Origin of the sequence: Microbacterium jejuense, from assembly GCF_019511665.1 — a bacterium.
Classification (GTDB): domain Bacteria; phylum Actinomycetota; class Actinomycetes; order Actinomycetales; family Microbacteriaceae; genus Microbacterium; species Microbacterium jejuense_A.
Genome location: NZ_JAEUAW010000002.1, coordinates 242,544 through 263,251 on the forward strand (window position 1 = coordinate 242,544; position 20,708 = coordinate 263,251).

At 70.2% G+C, this 20,708-nt stretch carries 18 protein-coding genes; 12 read left to right on the top strand and 6 right to left on the bottom strand.

The genetic code is table 11. The annotated features are described in order from the left end of the window. Positions 1 to 51: 51 nt before the first annotated feature. The 8 genes from JNB62_RS03055 to JNB62_RS03090 all read left to right on the top strand — a co-directional run bounded on the left by JNB62_RS03055 (position 52) and on the right by JNB62_RS03090 (position 9,870). On the top strand, positions 52 to 1,689 hold the full coding sequence (locus tag JNB62_RS03055) for an ABC transporter substrate-binding protein (protein ID WP_220299400.1): 1,638 nt from the start codon (positions 52 to 54) through the stop codon (positions 1,687 to 1,689). A 95-nt stretch (positions 1,690 to 1,784) separates the two neighbouring features. Next, positions 1,785 to 2,873 carry an ABC transporter permease gene (locus tag JNB62_RS03060; RefSeq protein WP_220299401.1) on the top strand — a complete coding sequence of 363 codons (1,089 nt, stop codon included), beginning with the start codon at positions 1,785 to 1,787 and terminating at the stop codon, positions 2,871 to 2,873. A gap of 1 nt (position 2,874) precedes the next feature. Beyond that, positions 2,875 to 3,867 carry an ABC transporter permease gene (locus tag JNB62_RS03065; protein ID WP_220299402.1) on the top strand — a complete coding sequence of 331 codons (993 nt, stop codon included), beginning with the start codon at positions 2,875 to 2,877 and terminating at the stop codon, positions 3,865 to 3,867. Then, positions 3,867 to 5,519, top strand: coding sequence for a dipeptide ABC transporter ATP-binding protein (locus JNB62_RS03070; RefSeq protein WP_220299403.1), 1,653 nt, complete (start codon positions 3,867 to 3,869; stop codon positions 5,517 to 5,519). The genes JNB62_RS03065 and JNB62_RS03070 overlap by 1 nt, the downstream gene beginning before the upstream one ends. A 262-nt stretch (positions 5,520 to 5,781) precedes the next feature. Then, positions 5,782 to 7,122 (top strand): transcriptional regulator, encoded by a 1,341-nt coding sequence (locus JNB62_RS03075; RefSeq protein ID WP_220299404.1) that lies wholly within the window; start codon positions 5,782 to 5,784, stop codon positions 7,120 to 7,122. Between the two features lie 61 nt (positions 7,123 to 7,183). Further along, entirely contained in the window at positions 7,184 to 7,579 is a 396-nt protein-coding gene (locus JNB62_RS03080) for a VOC family protein (RefSeq protein ID WP_220299405.1), read from the top strand. A 112-nt stretch (positions 7,580 to 7,691) separates the two neighbouring features. Next, positions 7,692 to 9,242 (top strand): acetaldehyde dehydrogenase ExaC, encoded by a 1,551-nt coding sequence (exaC, locus tag JNB62_RS03085; protein ID WP_220299406.1) that lies wholly within the window; start codon positions 7,692 to 7,694, stop codon positions 9,240 to 9,242. 235 nt (positions 9,243 to 9,477) lie between these two features. Beyond that, positions 9,478 to 9,870 (top strand): DUF779 domain-containing protein, encoded by a 393-nt coding sequence (locus tag JNB62_RS03090; protein ID WP_220299407.1) that lies wholly within the window; start codon positions 9,478 to 9,480, stop codon positions 9,868 to 9,870. Between the two features lie 6 nt (positions 9,871 to 9,876). On the opposite strand, the gene JNB62_RS03095 is transcribed toward JNB62_RS03090, so the two are convergent. The 6 genes from JNB62_RS03095 to JNB62_RS03120 form a co-directional block, all read right to left on the bottom strand. After that, entirely contained in the window at positions 9,877 to 10,482 is a 606-nt protein-coding gene (locus tag JNB62_RS03095; protein ID WP_220299408.1) for a response regulator transcription factor, read from the bottom strand. Beyond that, positions 10,479 to 11,642: a sensor histidine kinase gene (locus JNB62_RS03100; protein WP_220299409.1), complete on the bottom strand. Its 1,164-nt coding sequence runs from the start codon at positions 11,640 to 11,642 to the stop codon at positions 10,479 to 10,481. The genes JNB62_RS03095 and JNB62_RS03100 overlap by 4 nt, the downstream gene beginning before the upstream one ends. 228 nt (positions 11,643 to 11,870) lie before the next feature. Then, entirely contained in the window at positions 11,871 to 12,686 is an 816-nt protein-coding gene (locus JNB62_RS03105; protein WP_220299410.1) for an ABC transporter permease, read from the bottom strand. After that, entirely contained in the window at positions 12,683 to 13,624 is a 942-nt protein-coding gene (locus tag JNB62_RS03110) for an ABC transporter ATP-binding protein (protein ID WP_220299411.1), read from the bottom strand. The genes JNB62_RS03105 and JNB62_RS03110 overlap by 4 nt, the downstream gene beginning before the upstream one ends. A 288-nt stretch (positions 13,625 to 13,912) precedes the next feature. Further along, entirely contained in the window at positions 13,913 to 14,401 is a 489-nt protein-coding gene (locus JNB62_RS03115; RefSeq protein ID WP_220299412.1) for an FBP domain-containing protein, read from the bottom strand. A gap of 246 nt (positions 14,402 to 14,647) precedes the next feature. Continuing rightward, complete coding sequence (locus JNB62_RS03120; RefSeq protein ID WP_220299413.1) at positions 14,648 to 15,880, bottom strand: DUF3137 domain-containing protein; 1,233 nt, start codon at positions 15,878 to 15,880, stop codon at positions 14,648 to 14,650. A gap of 149 nt (positions 15,881 to 16,029) precedes the next feature. Between JNB62_RS03120 and JNB62_RS03125 the strand changes: the two genes are divergently transcribed. The 4 genes from JNB62_RS03125 to JNB62_RS03140 all read left to right on the top strand — a co-directional run bounded on the left by JNB62_RS03125 (position 16,030) and on the right by JNB62_RS03140 (position 20,707). Further along, positions 16,030 to 17,355 carry an alpha-L-fucosidase gene (locus tag JNB62_RS03125; RefSeq protein ID WP_220299414.1) on the top strand — a complete coding sequence of 442 codons (1,326 nt, stop codon included), beginning with the start codon at positions 16,030 to 16,032 and terminating at the stop codon, positions 17,353 to 17,355. A gap of 78 nt (positions 17,356 to 17,433) precedes the next feature. Next, positions 17,434 to 18,702: an ABC transporter substrate-binding protein gene (locus JNB62_RS03130; protein WP_220299415.1), complete on the top strand. Its 1,269-nt coding sequence runs from the start codon at positions 17,434 to 17,436 to the stop codon at positions 18,700 to 18,702. A gap of 101 nt (positions 18,703 to 18,803) precedes the next feature. Then, a complete protein-coding gene (locus JNB62_RS03135) occupies positions 18,804 to 19,757 on the top strand; it encodes a carbohydrate ABC transporter permease (RefSeq protein WP_220299416.1) in 954 nt (317 codons plus the stop codon). Beyond that, positions 19,754 to 20,707, top strand: coding sequence for a carbohydrate ABC transporter permease (locus tag JNB62_RS03140; protein WP_220299417.1), 954 nt, complete (start codon positions 19,754 to 19,756; stop codon positions 20,705 to 20,707). Before JNB62_RS03135 ends, JNB62_RS03140 begins: the two co-directional genes overlap by 4 nt. Position 20,708: the final 1 nt, after the last annotated feature.

The window sequence follows — 20,708 nt, forward strand, 5'->3', positions numbered from 1 at the left end:
GTCGCGTCATCGATGACGCGACGGACTCGAATGACAGCAGAGGTAGCATCCATGTCACTGCACCACAGCGCGCGCGGCCGCATCGGTCTCGCCATCGGGGCGTTCGGCGCCTCGGCCCTGCTCCTCGCCGGCTGCGCCGGCGGCGGCGGAGGCGGCAACGATGACGGCGGCAACGCGTCGGGCGAGCCGCTGATCGTCGGCACGACCGACAAGGTGACCACGCTCGACCCGGCAGGCTCGTACGACAACGGCTCGCTCGCGGTCCAGACCCAGGTCTTCCCGTACCTGGTCAACACCGACTACAACAGCACCGAGGTGGTTCCCGACCTCGCAGAGTCGGCCGAGTTCACGTCGGACACCGAGTACACGGTGAAGCTCCCCGAGGGCCTCAAGTGGGCCAACGGCAACGACCTCACGTCGTCCGACGTGAAGTTCTCGTTCGACCGCAACCTCAAGATCGCCGACCCCAACGGCGCGTCGAGCCTGCTCTACAACCTCGACAGCGTCGAGACGCCCGACGACACGACGGTCGTGTTCCACCTGAAGACGGCGAACGACCAGGTCTTCCCGTTCATCCTGACCAGCTTCCCCGGTGCCATCGTCGACGACGAGGTCTTCTCGGCCGACGCGATCACGCCCGACCAGGACATCGTCGACGCGAACGCGTTCGGCGGCCCGTACTCGATCACGTCATGGGACTTCAACAAGACGGTCGAGTTCACCCCGAACGAGAACTACCAGGGCCTCTTGGACGCGCCGGTCAACGACGGCGTGATCCTCAGCTACTTCGCCGAGTCGTCGAACCTCAAGCTCGCCGTCCAGGAGGGCGACGTCGACGTGGCGTACCGCAGCCTCTCGGCCACGGACGTCGACGACCTGAGCAAGAACGACAAGGTGCAGGTCGTCGACGGTCCCGGCGGCGAGATCCGCTACATCGTCTTCAACTTCAACACCCAGCCGTACGGCGCGACGACGGCTGAGGCCGACCCGGCCAAGGCGCTCGCGGTGCGCCAGGCGGTGGCCGACCTCGTCGACCGCCAGGCCATCTCGGAGCAGGTCTACAAGGGCACCTACACCCCGCTGTACTCCTATGTCCCCGAGGGCTTCGCCGGCGCGACCGACGCACTCAAGGGCCTCTACGGCGATGGCGAGGGCGGTCCCGACGTCGACAAGGCGAAGGCCACGCTCGAGGCCGCCGGGGTCACCACGCCGGTCGCCCTCAGCCTGCAGTACAGCCCCGACCACTACGGCCCGTCGTCGGGCGACGAGTACGCGCTCGTGAAGTCGCAGCTCGAAGAGAGCGGCCTGTTCACCGTCGACCTCAAGTCGACCGAGTGGGTGCAGTACTCGAAGGACCGCACCGCCGACGTCTACCCCGCGTACCAGCTCGGCTGGTTCCCGGACTACTCGGACGCCGACAACTACCTGACGCCGTTCTTCCTGACGGAGAACTTCCTGGGCAACCACTTCAGCGACGAGCAGACCGAGCAGATGATCCTCGACCAGGCGGTCAACCCCGACCCGGCTGCTCGCACCCAGGAGATCGAAGACATCCAGGCGCGCGTCGCCGAGCTGCTCTCGACCGTCCCGCTGCTGCAGGGCGCTCAGGTGGCCGTCGCGGGCACCGACGTCGACGGGGTCATCCTCGACGCGTCGTTCAAGTTCCGCTTCGCTCCGCTCACCAAGTAAGAGACGGTGCTGACGATGGGGCGGTCCGCTCGTCGGGCCGCCCCATCGCCATGCATCCCGCCGTCTGCCGCACGACCCACAGTTAGGCCCCGCCCATGACCAGCGACGTCGCTGCCGTCGAACAGCCTCCGCCGATGCTCGCCGCGCCCCGGACCAGATCCGGAGGGGGGATGCTGTGGCGCTACCTCCTCGTGCGCTTCCTGCTCATCTTCCCGACGGTGATCATCCTCGTGACCGTCGTGTTCTTCCTCATCCGGCTGACCGGTGACCCGATCACCGCGGCCTTGGGCGGACGGCTGCCTCCGGATCAGCTGCAGGAGCGCATCCACGAGGCCGGGTTCGACCGCCCGATCATCGTCCAGTACTTCGAGTACCTGGGCCAGGTGTTCACGGGCAACTTCGGCACGACGCTCACCGACAACCAGCCGGTCACCGAGGTGCTGATCCGCTACGGCACCGCGACGCTCGAGCTCGCCGTGTACGCGCTGATCGTGGCGTTCATCGTGGGCATCCCGCTGGGCCTGGTCGCCGCTGCCAAGCGCGACAAGACGGCGGATGCCGGACTCCGGGTGAGCGCGATCCTGTTCTACGCGACGCCGGTGTTCTTCGCCGGCCTCGTCGCGAAGCTCATCTTCTCGGTGTGGCTCGGCTGGTTCCCGGTCAGCGGGCGCGCGAGCGTCCGCACCGAGCTGGCGCTCAACCGCGAGGGCGGTACGGGGCTCTACCTCATCGACGCGATCGCGACCGGCAACCCGGCATACGTGCAGGACGTCATCCTCCACGCCGTCCTCCCCGCCGTGACGCTGGGTCTCGCCATCGGCGGCGTGTTCCTGCGCCTCGTGCGCACGAACGTCATCGGCACGCACAACATGCCGTACATCGACGCGGCCCGCTCGCGCGGCGTCAGCGAATACCGGCTCGTGCGCAAGCACGCCTACAAGCCCGCGCTGATCCCGATCGTGACGGTGATCGGACTCCAGGTGGCGATCCTGCTCTCGGGGGCGGTGCTCACCGAGACCACGTTCGAGTGGCAGGGCATCGGGTTCCAGCTCGCGAAATACCTGGGGTCGCGCGACTTCGTGGCGGTGCAGGGCATCGTCGCGATGATCGCCATCATCGTCGCCCTGACCAACTTCGTGGTCGATGTCATAGCGGCCTTCCTCGACCCGAGGGTGAGGTACTGACATGGCTCAGCGCAGACTCGTCGACCGTCTTCCGGTCGTCCACCAGCTGAAGCAGAGCGTCGGCCTTCAGCGCGGCATGCTCGTGGCCGGTCTGGCCCTCACCGGGCTGTTCATCGTCGTGGCGATCTTCGCCCCCTGGCTCGCCCCCTACAGCTACAACCAGCTGCGCGGGCCCGACGGGCTCTTCGGGGCACAGCAGCCACCGAGCCCTGAGCACCTGCTCGGCACCACCGTCGGCGGCTACGACGTGCTCTCGCGCACCATCTGGGGCGCGCAGACCGCGCTGTTCGTCATCGTGGTCGCGATCATCCTGTCGGTGTTCGCGGGCATCCTGCTGGGTCTTGTGTCGGGATACCTCGGCGGCTGGCTCGACCGCGTGCTCGTCGTCATCGCCGACGCGATCTACTCCTTCCCGTCCCTGCTGCTCGCCATCGTGGCGGCGATCGCCATCAGCGGAGGTCAGTCCGGCCTCGTGCCGGGCGTGATGGCGGCCGCCATCGCGATCACCGTGGTCTTCATCCCGCAGTACTTCCGCGTCGTGCGCGCCGAGGTGGTGCGCGTGAAGGCCGAGGCCTTCGTGGAGTCGGCCAAGGTGATCGGCGCGTCCACGTGGCGCATCATGTTCCGCCACGTGCTGCGCAACTCCACGCGGTCGCTGCCGCTCATCATCACGCTCAACGCCTCCGAGGCGATCGCGACCCTGGCCGCGCTCGGCTTCCTCGGCTTCGGCATCGAGCCGACCGCCGCCGCCGAGTGGGGCTACGACCTCAAGGAGTCGATCGGCGACGTCTCGGCCGGCATCTGGTGGACGGCCATCCCGCCCGGCGTCGCGATCGTCGTCGCGATCCTCGGCGTGACGCTCATCGGCGAGAGCCTCAACGACCTCGCCGACCCGCGCCTGCGCGCCCGCCGGCGGTCGGCCAAGGCGACGCCGGCGGACGCCGTCGCCGCGACCCAGCCGGTGTCGCGCGAGTTCATGGGAGAGGTGGAGTGATGGCTGCGGCATCCGATTCCCCCGCGGTCGACATCCGCGATCTCGACGTCACGTTCGTGACCGACGGCGGCGACGTGCACGCGGTGCGCGGCGTGACGCTCGACGTGCGCCGGGGCGAGGTGCTCGCGATCGTCGGCGAGTCCGGCTCGGGCAAGACCGTCACGTCGCGCACGATCATCGGACTGCTGCCGGAGACCGCGACGGTCGGCGGCGCGGTGCTGCTCGACGGGCTCGACATCGTCGGCCTCGACGCCGACGCGCTGCGCGAGATCCGCGGGTCGAAGGCGGCGATGATCTTCCAGGAGCCGTCGACGGCGCTGAACCCCGTCTTCACGGTCGGGTGGCAGCTGGCCGAGGGGCTGCGGGCGCACGGCGGCTACACCAAGGCCCAGGCGAAGAAGCGCGCCGTCGAGATGCTGGCACGTGTCGGCATCCCGGCTCCTGAGAAGCGCGTCGACGACTACCCGCACCAGTTCTCGGGCGGGCAGAAGCAGCGCATCGTCATCGCGATGGCGCTGGCGCTCGATCCGACGGTCATCATCGCCGACGAGCCGACGACGGCCCTCGATGTCACGGTGCAGGCCGAGATCCTCGACCTGCTGCGCGACCTGCGCGACCAGTACGGCACGGCGATCGTGCTCATCACGCACAACATGGGCGTCGTCGCGGATCTCGCCGATCGGGTCGCGGTGATGCTCGAGGGCGAGGTCGTCGAGACCGCGCCGGTGGGGCGGCTGTTCGCCTCGCCACGGCACGAGTACACCAAGCGCCTGCTCGCCGCCGTGCCGCGCCTGGAGCTCGCCGACCGCACGCTGACCGCCGACGAGCAGTCCGCCGAGCCGGTCGTCGTTGCCGATCAGCTGATCATCGAGTACGCCGGCCGCTTCGGCCGACCCACGTTCCGTGCGATCGATCGGGTGGGGTTCGCGATCAGGCCCGGCGAAGTGCTGGGACTCGTCGGCGAGAGCGGCTCGGGCAAGACCACGATCGGTCGCGCGATCGCCGGGCTCACGCCGGTCGCCGGCGGATCGCTGCGGGTGCTCGGCGTCGAGATGAACGGGGTCGAGGAGCGGCAGTTCCGCCCGCGGCGCAAGGAGCTGGGCTTCGTCTTCCAGGATCCGGCCACGAGCTTCAACCCGCTGCTGACGATCGCGCAGAACGTGGCCGAGCCGCTCGTGGTGCACTCGGATGCCGCCGATGCGAACGCCGCGCGCGACCGCGTGGACGAGCTGCTCGACGCGGTGCAGCTGGGCGGAGCGTTCGGCGACCGGTTCCCGCACGAGCTGTCGGGCGGCCAGCGCCAGCGCGCGTCGCTCGCCCGCGCCCTCGCCCTCGACCCGAAGCTGCTGATCGCCGACGAGCCCACGAGCGCCCTCGACGTGTCGGTGCAGGCGCGCGTGCTGGAGCTGTTCCGCGAGCTGCAGGAGCGCTTCGGGTTCGCGACGCTCTTCATCACGCACGACCTCGCCGTCGTCGACATGCTCGCGCACCGCGTCGTCGTGCTGCACAAGGGCGTGATCGCCGAGGAGGGCCCGACCGCCCAGGTGCTCGGTGACCCGCAGGACGCCTACACGCGGCGCCTCCTCGCGTCGCTGCCGGTGCCCGACCCGACCGAGCAGGCCGCGCGCCGGGAGGCATGGCGCGCGAGCTGACGGCGGGCTGCTCGTGCGGTCTGGGCGTTTCGTCTCGCTCGTTCCTCGCTCGCTCAACGGCCGGGACCCGACCCGGTCGTCGGGTGCTCGCTCAACGGCCGGGACCTGACCGGTCGCCGGGTGCTCGCTCAACGGTCGGGATCAGGCCCGGTCGTTGAGCGGAGGGCGCTCTGGCGCCCGCAGACGAAACGTGGTCGTGCACGGGCGGCCGCGGCCGCGCCTACACTGGACGCACGCTCCACCGACGTCGATCGGAGCCGCCGTGCCATCGCCCTGGTCAGAACGCCATGAGGTGTCACCCGAGACCTCACGGCTGCTGATCGAGCGCGCCCACGAGGAGCTCGTGGCCGGCAACGCCGGCGACCAGCGGCTCGGCGACGTGCGCACGCTGGTGCGCGATTCGTGGCGGCGCTCGCTCGACAGTCTCGCCGGCGCCGAGGGGCTCCCTCCCCTCGACCTCACCGCCGACGAGCTCGAGGCCTATCGCCGGGCGCATCCCCTCGCCGCGGTCATCGACATGGTGCGCGGCCTGCTGCTGCCCGGCGATCCTGCGGAGTCGGGCGTCGCCGTGGCCGTCGGCGACGCGGCCGGACGACTGCTGTGGGTCGAGGGCGACCACAACGTGCGTCGCCTGACCGGCGACATGGGCTTCGTCGAGGGCGCGAACTGGTCCGAGAGAGCCGTGGGCACCGCCGCGCCAGGGACCGCGCTCGCGCTCGACCGCTCTGTGCAGATCCGCGGCGCCGAGCACTTCAACCGGCTCGTGCAGCCGTGGTCGTGCACCGCGGCTCCCGTCCACGACCCCGAGACGCGCGGCATCCTCGGCGTCATCGACGTCACCGGAGGCGTCGAGGCGGTCACGCCGCAGGCTCAGCTACTGGTGGATGCCACGGCCCGGGCCATCGAAGGGGAGCTCCTGGTCGCCCGGCTCAAGGCCCGCGCCCAGCCCGCGAGCCCGGCACGGCGTGCACCGGCACGTCGTGCGGAGCGGACACGCGCGACTCTGCGGGTGCTGGGACGCGACCGGGCGCTGCTCGAGGTCGCCGGTGACGGGACCGAGACGGTGTCGGAGCTCGGCGGGCGGCACGCCGAGCTGCTGCTGATGCTCGCCGTCCACCGTCAGGGCGTCTCGGCCGAGCGTCTCGGCGGTCTCGTCTACGGCGAATCGTCCGGAGAGGCGGCATCCGTCACGCTCCGGGCCGAGATGGTGCGCCTGCGCCGAGCGCTCACGGCGGTGGCGCCGGCGCTCGTCCCGGAGTCGCGGCCGTACCGGCTGGGCGTCGAGCTCGAGACGGACGCGCACCAGGTGCTGTCACTCCTCGACCGAGGAGCCCACCGGGTCGCGCTCGCGGCGTACCGCGGCGACGTGCTGCCCGACTCGGTCGCGCCCGGCGTCGAGGAGTTCCGCGACACCGTGAGGACCGCGTTGCGCGAGGCGCTCATGGCCGAGGCATCCCTCGACGTCCTGCTGGCGTTCGCCGACACCGCAGCCGGCGCCGACGACCTCGAGCTGCTGCGCCTATGCCTGTCGATGCTGCCCGCCCGGTCGCCGCGACGGGCGGGCCTGGTGGCACGCATCGAGAAGCTCGAGGCCGAGGTCTGATCGCGGACCGGATGTGTCCGCAATGCGCGTCACGATGGGTTCACCACAGAGAGGAACCCTCATGCTCAACGGATTCGCCACCCAGAACGTCTACGCCGCCGACCTCGACGCCGCGGCAGCCTGGTACGCCGACGTGCTCGGGATCCAGCCCTACTTCCGGCGTCCGGGGTACGTCGAGTTCCGCGTCGGGCCGTACGAGCACGAGTTCGGCATCATCGACGCGGCCTACCGGCCGGATGCCGTGACCGCGCCGGGCGGGCCCATCCTGTACTGGCAGGTCGACGACGTCGAGGGGGTCAACGCGGCGCTCCTCGAACGGGGCGCGACGGAGTTCCAGCCGGTCACGGTGCGCGGGGAAGGGTTCGTGACGGCATCCGTCGTCGACCCGTTCGGCAACCTCCTCGGCGTCATGGAGAACACCCACTTCGCAGGCGTGCGCGAGCGTCTCGGGGCGTGAGCCGGCACGGCTGCCTCGGCCCGCACGGGCCGCGCAACGTCATGCAACGTTGCGCGGCCTACCTTCTTCGCAGGTGACGACGACCGTCGCCGAAGCGTCGAAGGAGACCAGCATGACCATCGTCGAAGAGGGCGTCTCGAGCGTCTACGCCGCCCCCGGGCAGCGCGGCTCGATCGCCGACTACCGTCCCCGCTACGGGCACTACATCGGCGGCGAGTTCGTCGAGCCGATCAAGGGCCAGTACTTCGAGAACATCTCGCCCGTCACCGGCAAGCCGTTCACCGAGGTCGGCCGCGGCACCGTCGAGGACGTCGACCGCGCGGTCGACGTCGCGTGGAAGGCGTTCGAGTCCTGGAAGCGCACGACACCGGCCGAGCGCGCCGTCATCCTCAACAAGATCGCGGACCGCATCGAGGCGAACCTCGAGCGCATCGCCGTCGCCGAGACGTGGGAGAACGGCAAGCCGGTCCGCGAGACCCTGGCCGCCGACATCCCGCTCGCCGTCGACCACTTCCGCTACTTCGCGGGCGTGCTGCGCGCGCAGGAGGGCTCGCTCAGCCAGATCGACGAAGACACCGTGGCGTACCACTTCCACGAGCCGCTGGGCGTGGTGGGCCAGATCATCCCGTGGAACTTCCCGATCCTCATGGCCACGTGGAAGCTGGCCCCGGCGCTCGCCGCGGGCAACTGCGTCGTGCTCAAGCCGGCCGAGCAGACGCCGGCGTCGATCCTGTTCCTGTTCGACATCATCGGCGACCTGCTGCCGGCCGGTGTCGTGAACATCGTCAACGGCTTCGGCATCGAGGCGGGCGCGCCGCTCGCGCAGCACAAGCGCATCCGCAAGGTGGCGTTCACGGGTGAGACCACGACGGGGCGCCTCATCATGCAGTACGCCTCGCAGAACCTCATCCCGGTGACGCTCGAGCTCGGCGGCAAGAGCGCCAACGTGTTCTTCGAAGACGTCGCGCGCTCCACCGACGACGCGTACTACGACAAGGCGCTCGAGGGCTTCACGTTCTTCGCCCTCAACCAGGGCGAGGTGTGCACGTGCCCGTCGCGTGCGCTCATCCAGCGCTCTATCTACGACCGGTTCCTCGGCGACGGCCTCGACCGGGTGTCGAAGATCGTGCAGGGCAACCCGCTCGACCCGGCCACGATGATCGGAGCGCAGGCGTCGAACGACCAGCTCGAGAAGATCCTGTCGTACATCGAGATCGGCAAGGCCGGCGGCGCGAAGCTGCTCGCGGGCGGTGAGCGCGTCGACCTCGGCGGCGACCTGTCGGGCGGCTACTACGTCGCGCCGACCGTCTTCGAGGGCACGAACGACATGCGCATCTTCCAGGAGGAGATCTTCGGGCCCGTGGTCTCGGTCACGAGCTTCGACGACTTCGACGACGCCATCTCGATCGCCAACGACACGCTCTACGGCCTCGGTGCCGGCGTGTGGAGCCGTTCGGGCGACACTGCGTACCGTGCCGGTCGCTCCATCGAGGCGGGACGCGTCTGGACGAACACCTACCACCAGTACCCCGCACACGCGGCGTTCGGCGGGTACAAGCAGTCGGGCATCGGCCGCGAGAACCACCTCAAGATGCTTGCCCACTACCAGCAGACGAAGAACCTGCTGGTGTCGTACGCCGAAGGCAGCATGGGCTTCTTCTGAGCCCTCCCCCGGCCGGTCGCGCCTCCGGGGGGTGCGCGACCGGCCGTCTCCCCGGCCCGGGTGGCTGCGGCTCCCGCTCCACCCGGGCCATCCCTCCCCGCGGCCCCGGTCGTTGAGCGGAGGGCGCTCTGGCGCCCGCAGACGAAACGGGGTGGGGCGCGAAGCTGCCCGTGCGGCCACGGCGTTTCGTCTTCGCTCCGCTCAACGTGGGATCGGCACACACCAAGGAGTCCCGATGGCACAGACCCGCACCTACTCGCGCGTGGCGGTGACGGATGCCGCGGCATCCCTTCTCCGTCAGCTCACGGCTCAGCACGGCAGGCTGATGTTCCACCAGTCCGGCGGCTGCTGCGACGGCAGCGCGCCTATGTGCTTCCCGGTCGGCATGTTCGTCACCGGGCCGTCGGATGTGCGGCTCGGTGCACTGGAGGTCGGCCTGGACGACCCGATCGAGGTGTTCATCTCGGCCGCGCAGTTCGAGTACTGGAAGTACACGCACCTCACGATCGACGTCGTGCCGGGCCGCGGCGCCGGCTTCAGCGTCGAGGGCCCGACGGGCAACCGGTTCATCATCCGGTCGCGCATGCTCGACGACGGCGAGATCGGCCACTTCGGCCTGCACGCCTGACCCGGGCTAGAGCCACCCGTTCTCGTCCGCGATGCGCGCCGCGTCCGCGCGATTGCGTCCGGCGGTCTTGCCGATGGCGCTCGACAGGTGGTTGCGCACGGTGCCCTCCGACAGGTGCAGCATGCGGGCGATGTCGGCGATCGAACCGCCGGTGCGGGCGGCCGCCAGCACGTCGGTCTCGCGCTCTGTCAGCGGCGAGACGCCCTGGGCGAGCGAGTCCGCAGCCAGCGCCGGGTCGACCACGCGCAGGCCCTGCGCGACGCGGCGCACCGCGTCGGCGAGCTGCGCGGCCGGCGTGTCCTTCACGACGAACCCCGAGGCGCCCGAGCGCATCGCCCGGGCGAGGTACCCGGGCCGCCCGAACGTCGTGACGATGAGCACGCGGCACGAGGGGAGCGCTGAGCGCAGCGCGGCGGCTGCGGCGATCCCGTCCATGCCCGGCATCTCGATGTCGAGCAGAGCGACGTCCGCCTGGGCATCGATGGCCGCAGTCACCACCTCGTCGCCCCGGCCGACCTCGGCGACGACCTCGATATCGGGCTCCAGTCCGAGCAGGGCCGAGAGCGCTCCGCGCACGAGAGCCTGGTCGTCCGCGATGAGCAGCCGGATCACAGAGTCACCTCCAGGCGGAAGCCGCCGAGATCGCTCCGGCCGACCGAGAGGCGTCCGCCGGCGGCATCCACTCTCTCGCGCAGGCCGGCCAATCCCGTGCCGGCCTCGCCCTCGACAGGACCGATCCCGTCGTCCTCGACGGTGACGCGGTCGGCGTCGAGGCGGATACGGCAGCGGCTGGCGTGCGCATGGCGCACGACGTTGGTCACGCCCTCGCGCACGACCCACCCGGCGAGCTCGCGGTGCTCGGGGCGGACCGCTTCGGTGGTCGCCGGCGCGTCGAGGTCGATGTCGACGGCGGCGAGGGCGACGCGGGCGGCGGCCAGCTCGCCGCTGACGCTCACGCCGCGGAACCCCGCGACGGTCGCCCGCACGTCGGCGAGGGCTCCGCGCGAGAGCGCCTCGACCTCGGCGAGCTCGGCCTTCGCGCGTTCGGGATCGGCGTCGACCAGCCGGCGGGCGAGCTCGGTCTTCACCGTGATCACCGTGAGCGAGTGCCCGAGGATGTCGTGGATGTCACGTGCCACACGGCCACGCTCGCGTTCGGCGGCGAGGCGCTCGACCTCCCGCTGCGCCATGCGCATGCGCCCGAGCGAGTCGATCGAGCGCATGAACGCGGCCATCATGAGCGAGACCGACGCGATGATGGCGGGCACCCACAGCACGTCGGCGTTCCACCCGACGTCGATGACGTCGAACAGCAGCGCGAGGGCCGCGAGGCCGAAGATCGACATCCAGGTCGCCGGCCACGGCAGCAGCGCGGTTGCGATCAGCACGCCGACGTAGGTCCACAGGGTGCCGACGCCCCAGCCGAGCCACGGCCACAGCGCGAACGACAGCGCGAAGACCGCCGCAATCGTCACGACGCGCCGCGGCCGCGCGAGCGTCCAGTCGAGCGGCGTCGCGACGAGGAACGCCAGCGCGTACACGGACAGCACCGCGATGCCGAGCACCGCCGATGCCGTCGACCCGGCGGCGTGGACGATCTCGGTACCGGCGCTGAACAGCCACAGCAGCGAGACGCCACCGCCGATGTACCAGCGCAGCGCCGCCATCGACCACAGCACGGAGGGCACAGTGTAGCCGTCGAGCGGCCGCCCGCCGCCGGGCCGCATGATCCACAGCGGCCCCCACGCCTGCCGTTCGGACTCGTCGCTCACACTGTCTCTCCTCGTCTCTCACCCTAGGGCCGTGGACTCCTCGCCCCACTCGCTCCCGTCCGGACCCGCTTCCCCTGTCGAGGACGCACGTCCTCGCCGAAGACGCACGCCATGGACGCAGATAACGTGCGTGCTCGGCGACGACGTGCGTCCTCGACGAGAGGGGCCGGAACCGGACGAGAGACGTGGATGCCGGCGGCCGCGGCCGCCGGCATCCACCTGCCTCTCTCACACGCGCTTCGTGTCGCGACGGAAGAAGAACACCGTGCCCGCGATGAAGATGCCGAGCCACACGACGGCGTTGAGGAGCGCCAGTGCGTCGAACGGGGCGCCGGTGAGGGGTTCGCGAGCGATCGCGCTGATGCCGTAGACAGGGGTGAGCCGCGCGATGACCTGCATGAAATCGGGCATCGTCTCGACGGGGTAGAAGAGCCCGCCGATGAAGGCGAGCACGACGATGGCGAGGCTCGTGATCTGCGCGACGTTCTCGCTGCGGACCATGTAGCCGACCATCAGGCCGAGCGTCGTGAAGACCGCCCCGGCGAGCAGCCACGCGGCGAGGCCCGTCGAGATCCACTGGATCGGCGAGAGCTCGATGCCGGCGATCGCGCCCGCGGCGAACGTCGCGACGATGGCGATGACGCCGAACAGCATGCCCGCGATCATCTTGATGAGCACGTTGACCAGCGGGTTGAGGGGCGTGAGGCGCAGCTGGCGGCTCCAGCCCTGCGCGCGCTCGACGGCGACGGCGGCTCCGGTCTGCGTCGCCGACATCATGGCGCCGTACATCGCCATCGACACCATGATGTAGGCGGCGACCGAGGGTCCACCGGCGGCGATGGGCGTGGCGGTGAGAGGGGTGTCGCGCAGCGGCAGGCCGATGATGACGAACATCACGATGGGGAAGGCGACGGTGAAGATCAGCGTGCGCCGGTTGCGCAGCTTGCGCTTGAGCTCGATGCCCAGGTAGGTGAGGTTGAACCCGCCGAACGGGGGCACCCGGCGGTCGAGCTGCACGCGGTCGGAGGCGGTGGCGGTGGTCATGACCTGTCCCCTTCGGAGGTGAGGGCGAGGAAGACGCTCTCGAGGTTCTGGGCGGTGATCTCGACGTCGCGCGCCGGCGTCTGCGTCAGCAGGTGCCGGGCGACGGCGTCGGAGTCCCTGGTGTGGATCGCGAGGCGGTCGCCCTTGGTCTCGACGTCGTCGACGCCGGGGAGGGCGGCGATCGCGACAGGGTCGGCGCCCGGCAGGGTCGCGTGGACGATGCGTCCCGACACGAGGTTCTTGATCTCGGCCGTCGTGCCGTCGGCGACGATGCGTCCGCGGCTCATGAGCACGATGCGGTCGGCGTACTCGTCGGCCTCGTCGAGGTAATGGGTGGCGAACAGCACCGTGCGGCCGCGGGCCGCGTCGGCGCGGATGGCGTTCCAGAACGAGCGGCGTCCCTCCACGTCCATGCCGGTGGTCGGCTCGTCGAGGATGAGCAGCCCCGGGTCCGACAGCAGCGCCATCGCGAAGCGCAGCCGCTGCTGCTGACCGCCCGAGCACAGCCCGACGAGGCGGTCGCCGATCTCGCTGATGCCCGCGCGCTGCATGACCTCGGTGACCGGACGCGTGTCGGCGAACAGGCTCGCGGTGAGGTCGAGCGACTCGCGCACCGTGATGTCTTTGAGCAGGCCGCCGGTCTGCAGCACGGCGCTGACCAGGCCGTGGGCGATCGCCGCGCGGGGCGACTCGCCGAACACCGTGACGGCGCCCGCGTCGGGGTGCGAGAGCCCGAGCATCATGTCGATGGTCGTGGTCTTGCCGGCGCCGTTCGGACCGAGGAACGCGACGATCTCGCCGGGCCGCACCTGCAGCGTCACGCCGTCGACGGCAGTGACGGCGCCGAACCTCTTGTGCAGGTCGGTCGCGTCGACGGCCCACCGCGGGGCGGCCGTCGCGGCGGTGCCGGCGGCCGCCGTGGTCTGTGTGATCTCCATGTCTCCATGGTTCCGGCAGGGCGCAGCCGCGGCCTCACACGGGCGTCACGAGGTGCCCGTGACATCCGTCACGGGTCGATGCCGGCACCCCGGCCCGCCGGACGGCCCGGGGCGTTTCGTCTTCGCTCGTTCCTCGCTCCGCTCAACGACCGGAACTGCCCGGGGCGTTTCGTCTTCGCTCGTTCCTCGCTCCGCTCAACGACCGGAACTGCCCGGTCGTTGAGCGGAGGGCGCTCTAGCGCCCGAAGACGAAACGCTTGAGCCTCGCGCAAGCCTCGGATCCCGGCGTCAGGCGCTGTCGCGGATGTCGCGGGCGAAGCCCACGGCGTGCTCGCGCAGGGCGGCGATGCGCCGGTCGCGCGCGGCCTTGACGTCGAAGCCGAGGTACGCGGGCGGCACCGGGCGACGGACGTTGACGGAGCACTCGAAGTTCTCGCACAGCAGCGTGCCGACGGTGTCGCCGTTGCGGCCGGCCTTGCCGGCGCGCTTGGCGCTGAACAGCACGACCTCGTTGGGCAGCGTGACGTCCTCGCACCACGAGCACTGCGCGCGGGTGCGCGTGCGCTGCTCGGTCTGGCGCAGCAGGATGCCCACGGGGGCGTCGTCGACGGGCACCACCATGAAGCCCGCGAGGGGCTGCTTGGGGTCGCGCCAGCCGAAGTAGTCGAGCTTGTCCCAGTCGACCTCGCGCAGGTCGGGGACGATGAGCGAGTTCCGCTCGCGGAGAGAAGCGTTGACGAAGGACGCGCGGATGTCCTTCTCGGTGAATGCGTGCATGATTCCTTGATTCACGAGAGATCGCCGGTTACGGCGAACGATGGGATGCCGCAAGCCGACGGCTTGCGGATGATGCGGGCTGCGTCACCGTGGTTCACACCGGGCGACGCGCACAGCTACATCCCCTCGGCGCGTCGAGCGCCGAGTACCCCCTCACGCCCAGCGGGCGTCGTGATCGTCATATGCACGCCCGACAGCATACGCCCGCGCCCTCCGCGCCGGCTGGACGTGCGCGCCCCGACCGGCTCAGCCCCCGAACAGGCCGCCCACCAGTGCACCGAAGACACCCGCCTGCGACAGGATCCAGAACAGTGCGAACACCGCGATCACGATGATCGCCGGCCACGGCACGCGCTGGCGCAGCCGACGCCCCGGCGGGGCGACGCCCGGCGGCGGGCGCAGCGACTCCAGCGGCGCGACGAAGGGAACGGCCTGCGCGGCCGGCGTGACGCTCGGGATGCCGGCGGCCGCGGCCTGCGGCGTGCCCGCGGCGACGGCATCCTGAACCGACCCCTGTGTCGCGAGGCGGTCGTCGCGCCACCGCGCCCACTGCGCGAACTTGTCGAGCAGCGCGCCGACGACCGAGAACAGCCACGCCCACGTGGCGGGGTCCAGGGTCGAGAACTGCCGCCGCGAGTAGAGGAACAGCCAGTCGTCGACGATCTCGACGTCGAGGGCGGCGGCGTGGTCGATGAAGCGCGCCATGATGTCGGGCGTGAACAGGTACAGCGCGTCGGTCTCGTAGCCGGCGGGGCAGTACAGGTCGAAGTAGCGATCGAAGTCGCCCTCGAGGCTGAGGCGCTGGTCCTTGTCGAAGGCCGCCGGCAGGTTGGAGCCGAAGAGCGAGTTGTTGCTCGTGGCGTCGAGCACGATGTTGGGCAGGGGCACGTCGAGCTTGACGGCGACGTAGCCCCAGTTGTGGGTCGTCCGGTTCTTGCCCGAGCCGGTCGTGTAGGCGTAGTTGCCGAACTCGACGAAGCGCGGACGCTCGCCGCGCACGAGGTCGGTGGCGTTGCGCGAGCTGCCGAGCGAGAAGATCATGCCGGGGAGCCCGGGGTCGTCGAACCGGGGCACGTACGACATGGCGTTCGCGCGCGCGAACCGGTCGAGACGGTAGAGGCGCTCCTCGCGGCTGCGCCGCATCCGGACGCCCACCACCACGAGGACCGTCACGATCGCACCGATGAACAGCAGCGGCAGGAAGGCGGCGAGGATGCCGGCGGCCCCTGCCTCCCCCGTGCCCGAAGCCGCGGCGGCCATCGCACCGAGAACGGCCGTGATCAGGGTCAGCGAGATCGAGCCGAACACGAGCAGCACGACGATCCCGAACACGATGAACACCACCGCGGCGGCGGAGCCGCTCGGCAGGCGCCCCGTCCGCTTGAGCTCCTGCACGAACGCGTGCGCGGCTCCGGGCGGCACCGGTTCGACGAGGGGCCGCGCGTCGAACGTCGGCGGCGCCGGTGTCGGGATCGTCATGCGGCCACGCTACCCGTGGTGCGGCATCCACTGGCTTCTGCCGGAACCGCGAGGCCGAGAGCGATGCTGCGGGGCCAGGCTGTTCATCGGTTATCGATAGCATCGATGCCGGCCCGCGCCGATGCGGGGCCCGGCGAGGAGGACCCGGAATGGACCATGACGTCAAGACCCGCCCCGCGGAGTACGAGCGGTTCGAGAGGCCGGTGCCGGAGTGGTTCCGCGACGCCAAGCTCGGCATCTTCGTTCACTGGGGCGCCTACTCCGTGCCCGCGTGGGCCGAGCCCATCGGCGCCCTGGGGACGATCGACGACACGCGGTGGTACCGGCACAACCCGTACGCCGAGTGGTACGCCAACACGATCCGCATCGCGGGCAGTCCGGCCGCCGAGCACCACCGGCTGACGTACGAGGGGCGGCCGTACGACGACTTCCTCGACGACTGGACGGCCGAGGCGTTCGACGCCGACGCGCTCGTGGCGCTGTTCGCCGAAGCCGGTGCACGCTACGTCGTGCCGACCACCAAGCACCACGACGGCATCGCGCTGTGGGACGCCCCTCACACCGGTGACCGCAACACCGTCGCGCGCGGAGCCCGGCGCGACCTCGTCGGGGAGTTCGCCGCGGCCACGCGCGCGGCCGGGCTGCGGTTCGGCGCGTACTACTCCGGCGGTCTCGACTGGCACGCGGCTCCTGCGGCGCCGATCGAGTCCGACGCGCAGCTCGTGGTGCCCGCCGGCGCCGACTATGCGGAGTATGCGCACGACCACGTCGTCGACCTCATCGAGCGCTACCGCCCCGACCTGCTGTGGGGCGACATCGGGTGGCCGACCGCCGGACACGCGCCCGGTCCGTTCAGCCTCGTGGACGTGTTCGACCGCTTCTACGCGGCGGCCCCCGACGGCGTGGTCAACGACCGCTGGGGCGGCGTGCACGCCGACTTCCTCACCAGCGAGTACGAGGCGCACCGCGCGAGCGAGTCGGCCGAGGTGTGGGAGAACTGCCGCGGCATCGGGTACTCCTTCGGCTACAACCGCCTCGAGGGACCCGAGCACAACCTCGACGGACCCGCGGCCATCCGGCTCTTCGTCGACGTCGTGGCGCGCGGCGGCAACCTGCTGCTGAACGTCGGGCCGACGGCATCCGGAACCCTCCCCGAGCCGCAGGCGGCGACCCTCCGTGCGCTCGGCGCGTGGAACGCCCGCCACGGCGACGCAGTGTTCGGGTCGCGGCCTCTGGGCGGGGCGCCGTCGTCCGATGACCCGTGGGCGCGCTGGACGCGCACCGGTGCGCACGCGAACGCCGTCATCGACGCGAGCGGCCGGGTCGAGATCGCCGCTCCGGAGGGAGTGGATGCTGCCACCGCGGCGACCCTCGACGGCCGGGCCGTGGCGGCCGAGCGCCGTGGCGACATCCTCGTGGTCGACGTCCCGGCGGAGCCCACCGGGCCGGCGGTCGTGAGATTCGACGCGCGATGAGAACACATTGTTGATAACCGATTATCGATTAGTGTATGTTCGACCCGTCCCGATGATGTGCCCACGAGAGGATCGATGATGATCAGCAGACGTACCCTTACAGCGATCGGCGCCGGAGCGGCCGCCGTGACGCTCCTTGCCGGCTGCTCCTCCAGCGCGCCGAGCGGGGGTGACAGCAAGGACGAGAAGGTCGAACTGCGCGTTCTGGTGAACGTGACACCCAACCTCACCGAGGACTGGTGGAACGAGCTGGTCGCACCGTTCGAGGAGGCCAACCCGAACATCGACGTCGTGATCGACAACCCCGGCCAGGAGGGCGTGAGCGCCGCGGTGCCGCGCCTGCTCGCCGCCGGCCAGGCGCCCGACGTCGTGCAGTCGGTCGCTCCGTCGCCCGAGCTGGCCGAAGAGCTCGTCGACCTGTCGGACTACGACTGGGCCACGAACGGTCCGCTCGCCGACCAGTACTCGATCGACGGCAAGTACTACATGGCCGGCGTCGGCGTGCAGCTGCAGAGCCTCTGGTTCTACAACAAGGACGCGTTCGCCGCGGCCGGCATCGACGAGGTCCCGACCACGGTCGACGAGCTGACCGAAGACCTCGGCAAGCTCAAGGACGCCGGCTGGACGCCGATCCAGACCGGTGGCGACTGGATGTCGAGCCACGCGCTGCAGACGCTCGCGCTGCCGTCGGTCGTCGGCGACAACCCCGACTGGTACGCCGACATGAACTCGGGCAAGACCACGTTCTCGAAGAGCTACGGCGACTACACCGACCTCTACGCGGACTGGATCGCGGACGGCTACACCAACGCCGACGCGCTCGGTGTGAAGTACGTGGACGCCGAGCAGACTTTCCTCAGCGGCGGCGCCGCGCTGTACCCGATGGGCAGCTGGTTCGTCGGCAGCGAGGCGAAGGCGACCGACCCGGCGCCGATCGGCGTCTTCCGCGGCCCCGCGGTCGACGGCGTCGACGACCCCGCCATGGGTGCCAACATCGCGAGCCCGTACGTGATCATGAAGGAGTCGAAGCACGCGGACGCGGCGGCCAAGCTGGTCGAGTGGCTCGTCACCGACGAGGACGCCGTCATGAGCCAGCTCGAGGTCGACGGCAACTACCGCGACGGGTACGAGTACGACATGACCGACCTCGGCAAGGAGCTGCTGCAGATCGTGTCCGACACCCCGGCGTCGTCGTACACGCCCACGGGCGGCGGCTACGGCGAGAAGAAGCTGCCCGACGGCTACTCGGGCGAGATCAACACGCAGACGCAGGCGCTGCTGGGCGGCACGCCTGCCGCCGACGTCAACAGCGCGATGGACGCCTGGTTCGCCGCGAACATCCCGTGATGACCTGCCGCCGCGCCGGTGACGCATGAGCGCTGCCGAGCCGGCGCGGCGGCAGACCCCCGGCATCCCTCGTTTCGATGACGACACGAAAGCAGACTGAAATGGCCGACACCGTGGCCCGCCTCGCGGGCACCACGAGTCCCCGGGCGAAGGCGACCACCCGCCGGCGCGGGCTCACCTCGTGGCAGGATCGCCTCGCCGGCGCGATCATGGCCGGCCCCGCCCTCATCGTGTTCATCGCGATGTTCCTCATCCCGATGCTGCTGGCCGTGGTGCTGAGCTTCACGGACTGGAACGGCTACAGCCTGCACTTCGACTTCATCGGGCTCGACAACTACGCCAAGGCGTTCAAGAACCCGCGCACGCTCGACGCCGCGGCCTTCACGGCCGTCATCGCGGTGGCCGGCACCATCCTCTGCAACGGCATCGGGCTCGGCGTCGCCGCCCTCATCGCCGGCAACACGCGCACCAACACCGTGATGCGCACGATCTTCTTCTACCCGTACATCATCAGTGCGCTGATCATCGGGTTCCTGTGGTCGGCGATTCTCTCGCCGCAGGGGGCGATCAACTCGCTGCTGACGCAGTTCGGGGTCAGCCCCCTCCCGTTCCTGACGGATGTGACCTTCGCCAAGGTGAGCGTCATCGCCACCATCGTGTGGTCGCACTTCGGATTCAACATGATCCTCTATCTCGCCGGCATCAAGTCCGTGCCCGCCGAGTACTACGAGGCGGCCACGGTGGACGGCGCGTCCCGCTGGCAGCAGTTCAAGAGCATCACGGTGCCCCTCATCGCGCCGGTCGTGACCGTGAACCTCGTGCTCACCCTCGTCGGTCTGCTCAAGGCGTACGACATCATCCTGGCGCTGACCGACGGCGGCCCCGCCGCCTCGACGCAGACGATCGTGTACCAGATCCTCCGTGACTCGTTCGCGCACGCGAACCTCGGATTCGGCGCTGCGCAGTCGATCGTGCTGCTCGTCGTGACCGCGGTCATCGGCCTGGCCGTGACCTTCGCCCGTCGCGGCGCCGACCAGAAGGCGAGCGAATCATGACCATCTCGACCGAGACCACCGGCCCCAGCATCGCGGGCGAGGTCTACCTCGCCGACGTCCGCCGCAAGCCGCGTCGCAGCGGCCGCCGCCGCGGCCCGGGCTCCGCCGCCGAGCGGACGCCGCTCGCGGTGTCGATCGTCAAGTGGGTGCTGCTGGGCGCACTGGCGCTCATCATGCTCGTGCCCATGTACATCCTGCTGATCAGCGCCTTCAAGCCGCAGGCCGACATCGTGCTGCACCCGCTGCTGATCACGCCCGACATGTTCACGTTCGACTACCTGTGGAACGCGATCACGAGCGAGAAGTTCAACGTCGTGGGCGCCTACGGCATCACGCTGCTGTTCGTCGCGCTGGTCAACTTCTTCTGCATCGTGCTGTCGGCGCCGGTGGCGTACGTGATCGCCCGCGGCCGCACCCGCTGGCACGTGGCGCTGCTCGTGGTGTTCGTGTCGGGGCTGTTCATCCCCGGCCAGGTGACCCTCATCCCGGTGGTGTTCGTGCTGCGGGTGCTCGGCCTCATCAACACCATCCCCGGGTTCATCCTGTTCGAGACGGCCGCGACGCTGCCGGTGACGATCTTCCTGTTCGCCGCGTACCTGCGCACGATCCCGCGTGACATCGACGAGGCCGCCGCGCTCGACGGCGCGAGCCGCATGCGCGCGTTCTGGTCGTGCATCTTCCCGATCATGCGCCCCGTGGTCGCGACGATCATCGTGCTCAACTCGATCGGCGTGTGGAACGACTTCGTCAGTCCGCAGATCATCCTCGGCCCGGGCTCGGGCATCTACACGGTGACCACCGGCGTGTACGCGGCGGTCGGCGAGTACTCCACCGACTACACCGTGCTGTTCCCGACGCTGCTGCTGGCGATCGCGCCCGCCGTGATCTTCTTCATCATCATGCAGCGGCACATCATCGGGGGCCTTGCCGCCGGTGCGACGAAGGGCTGAC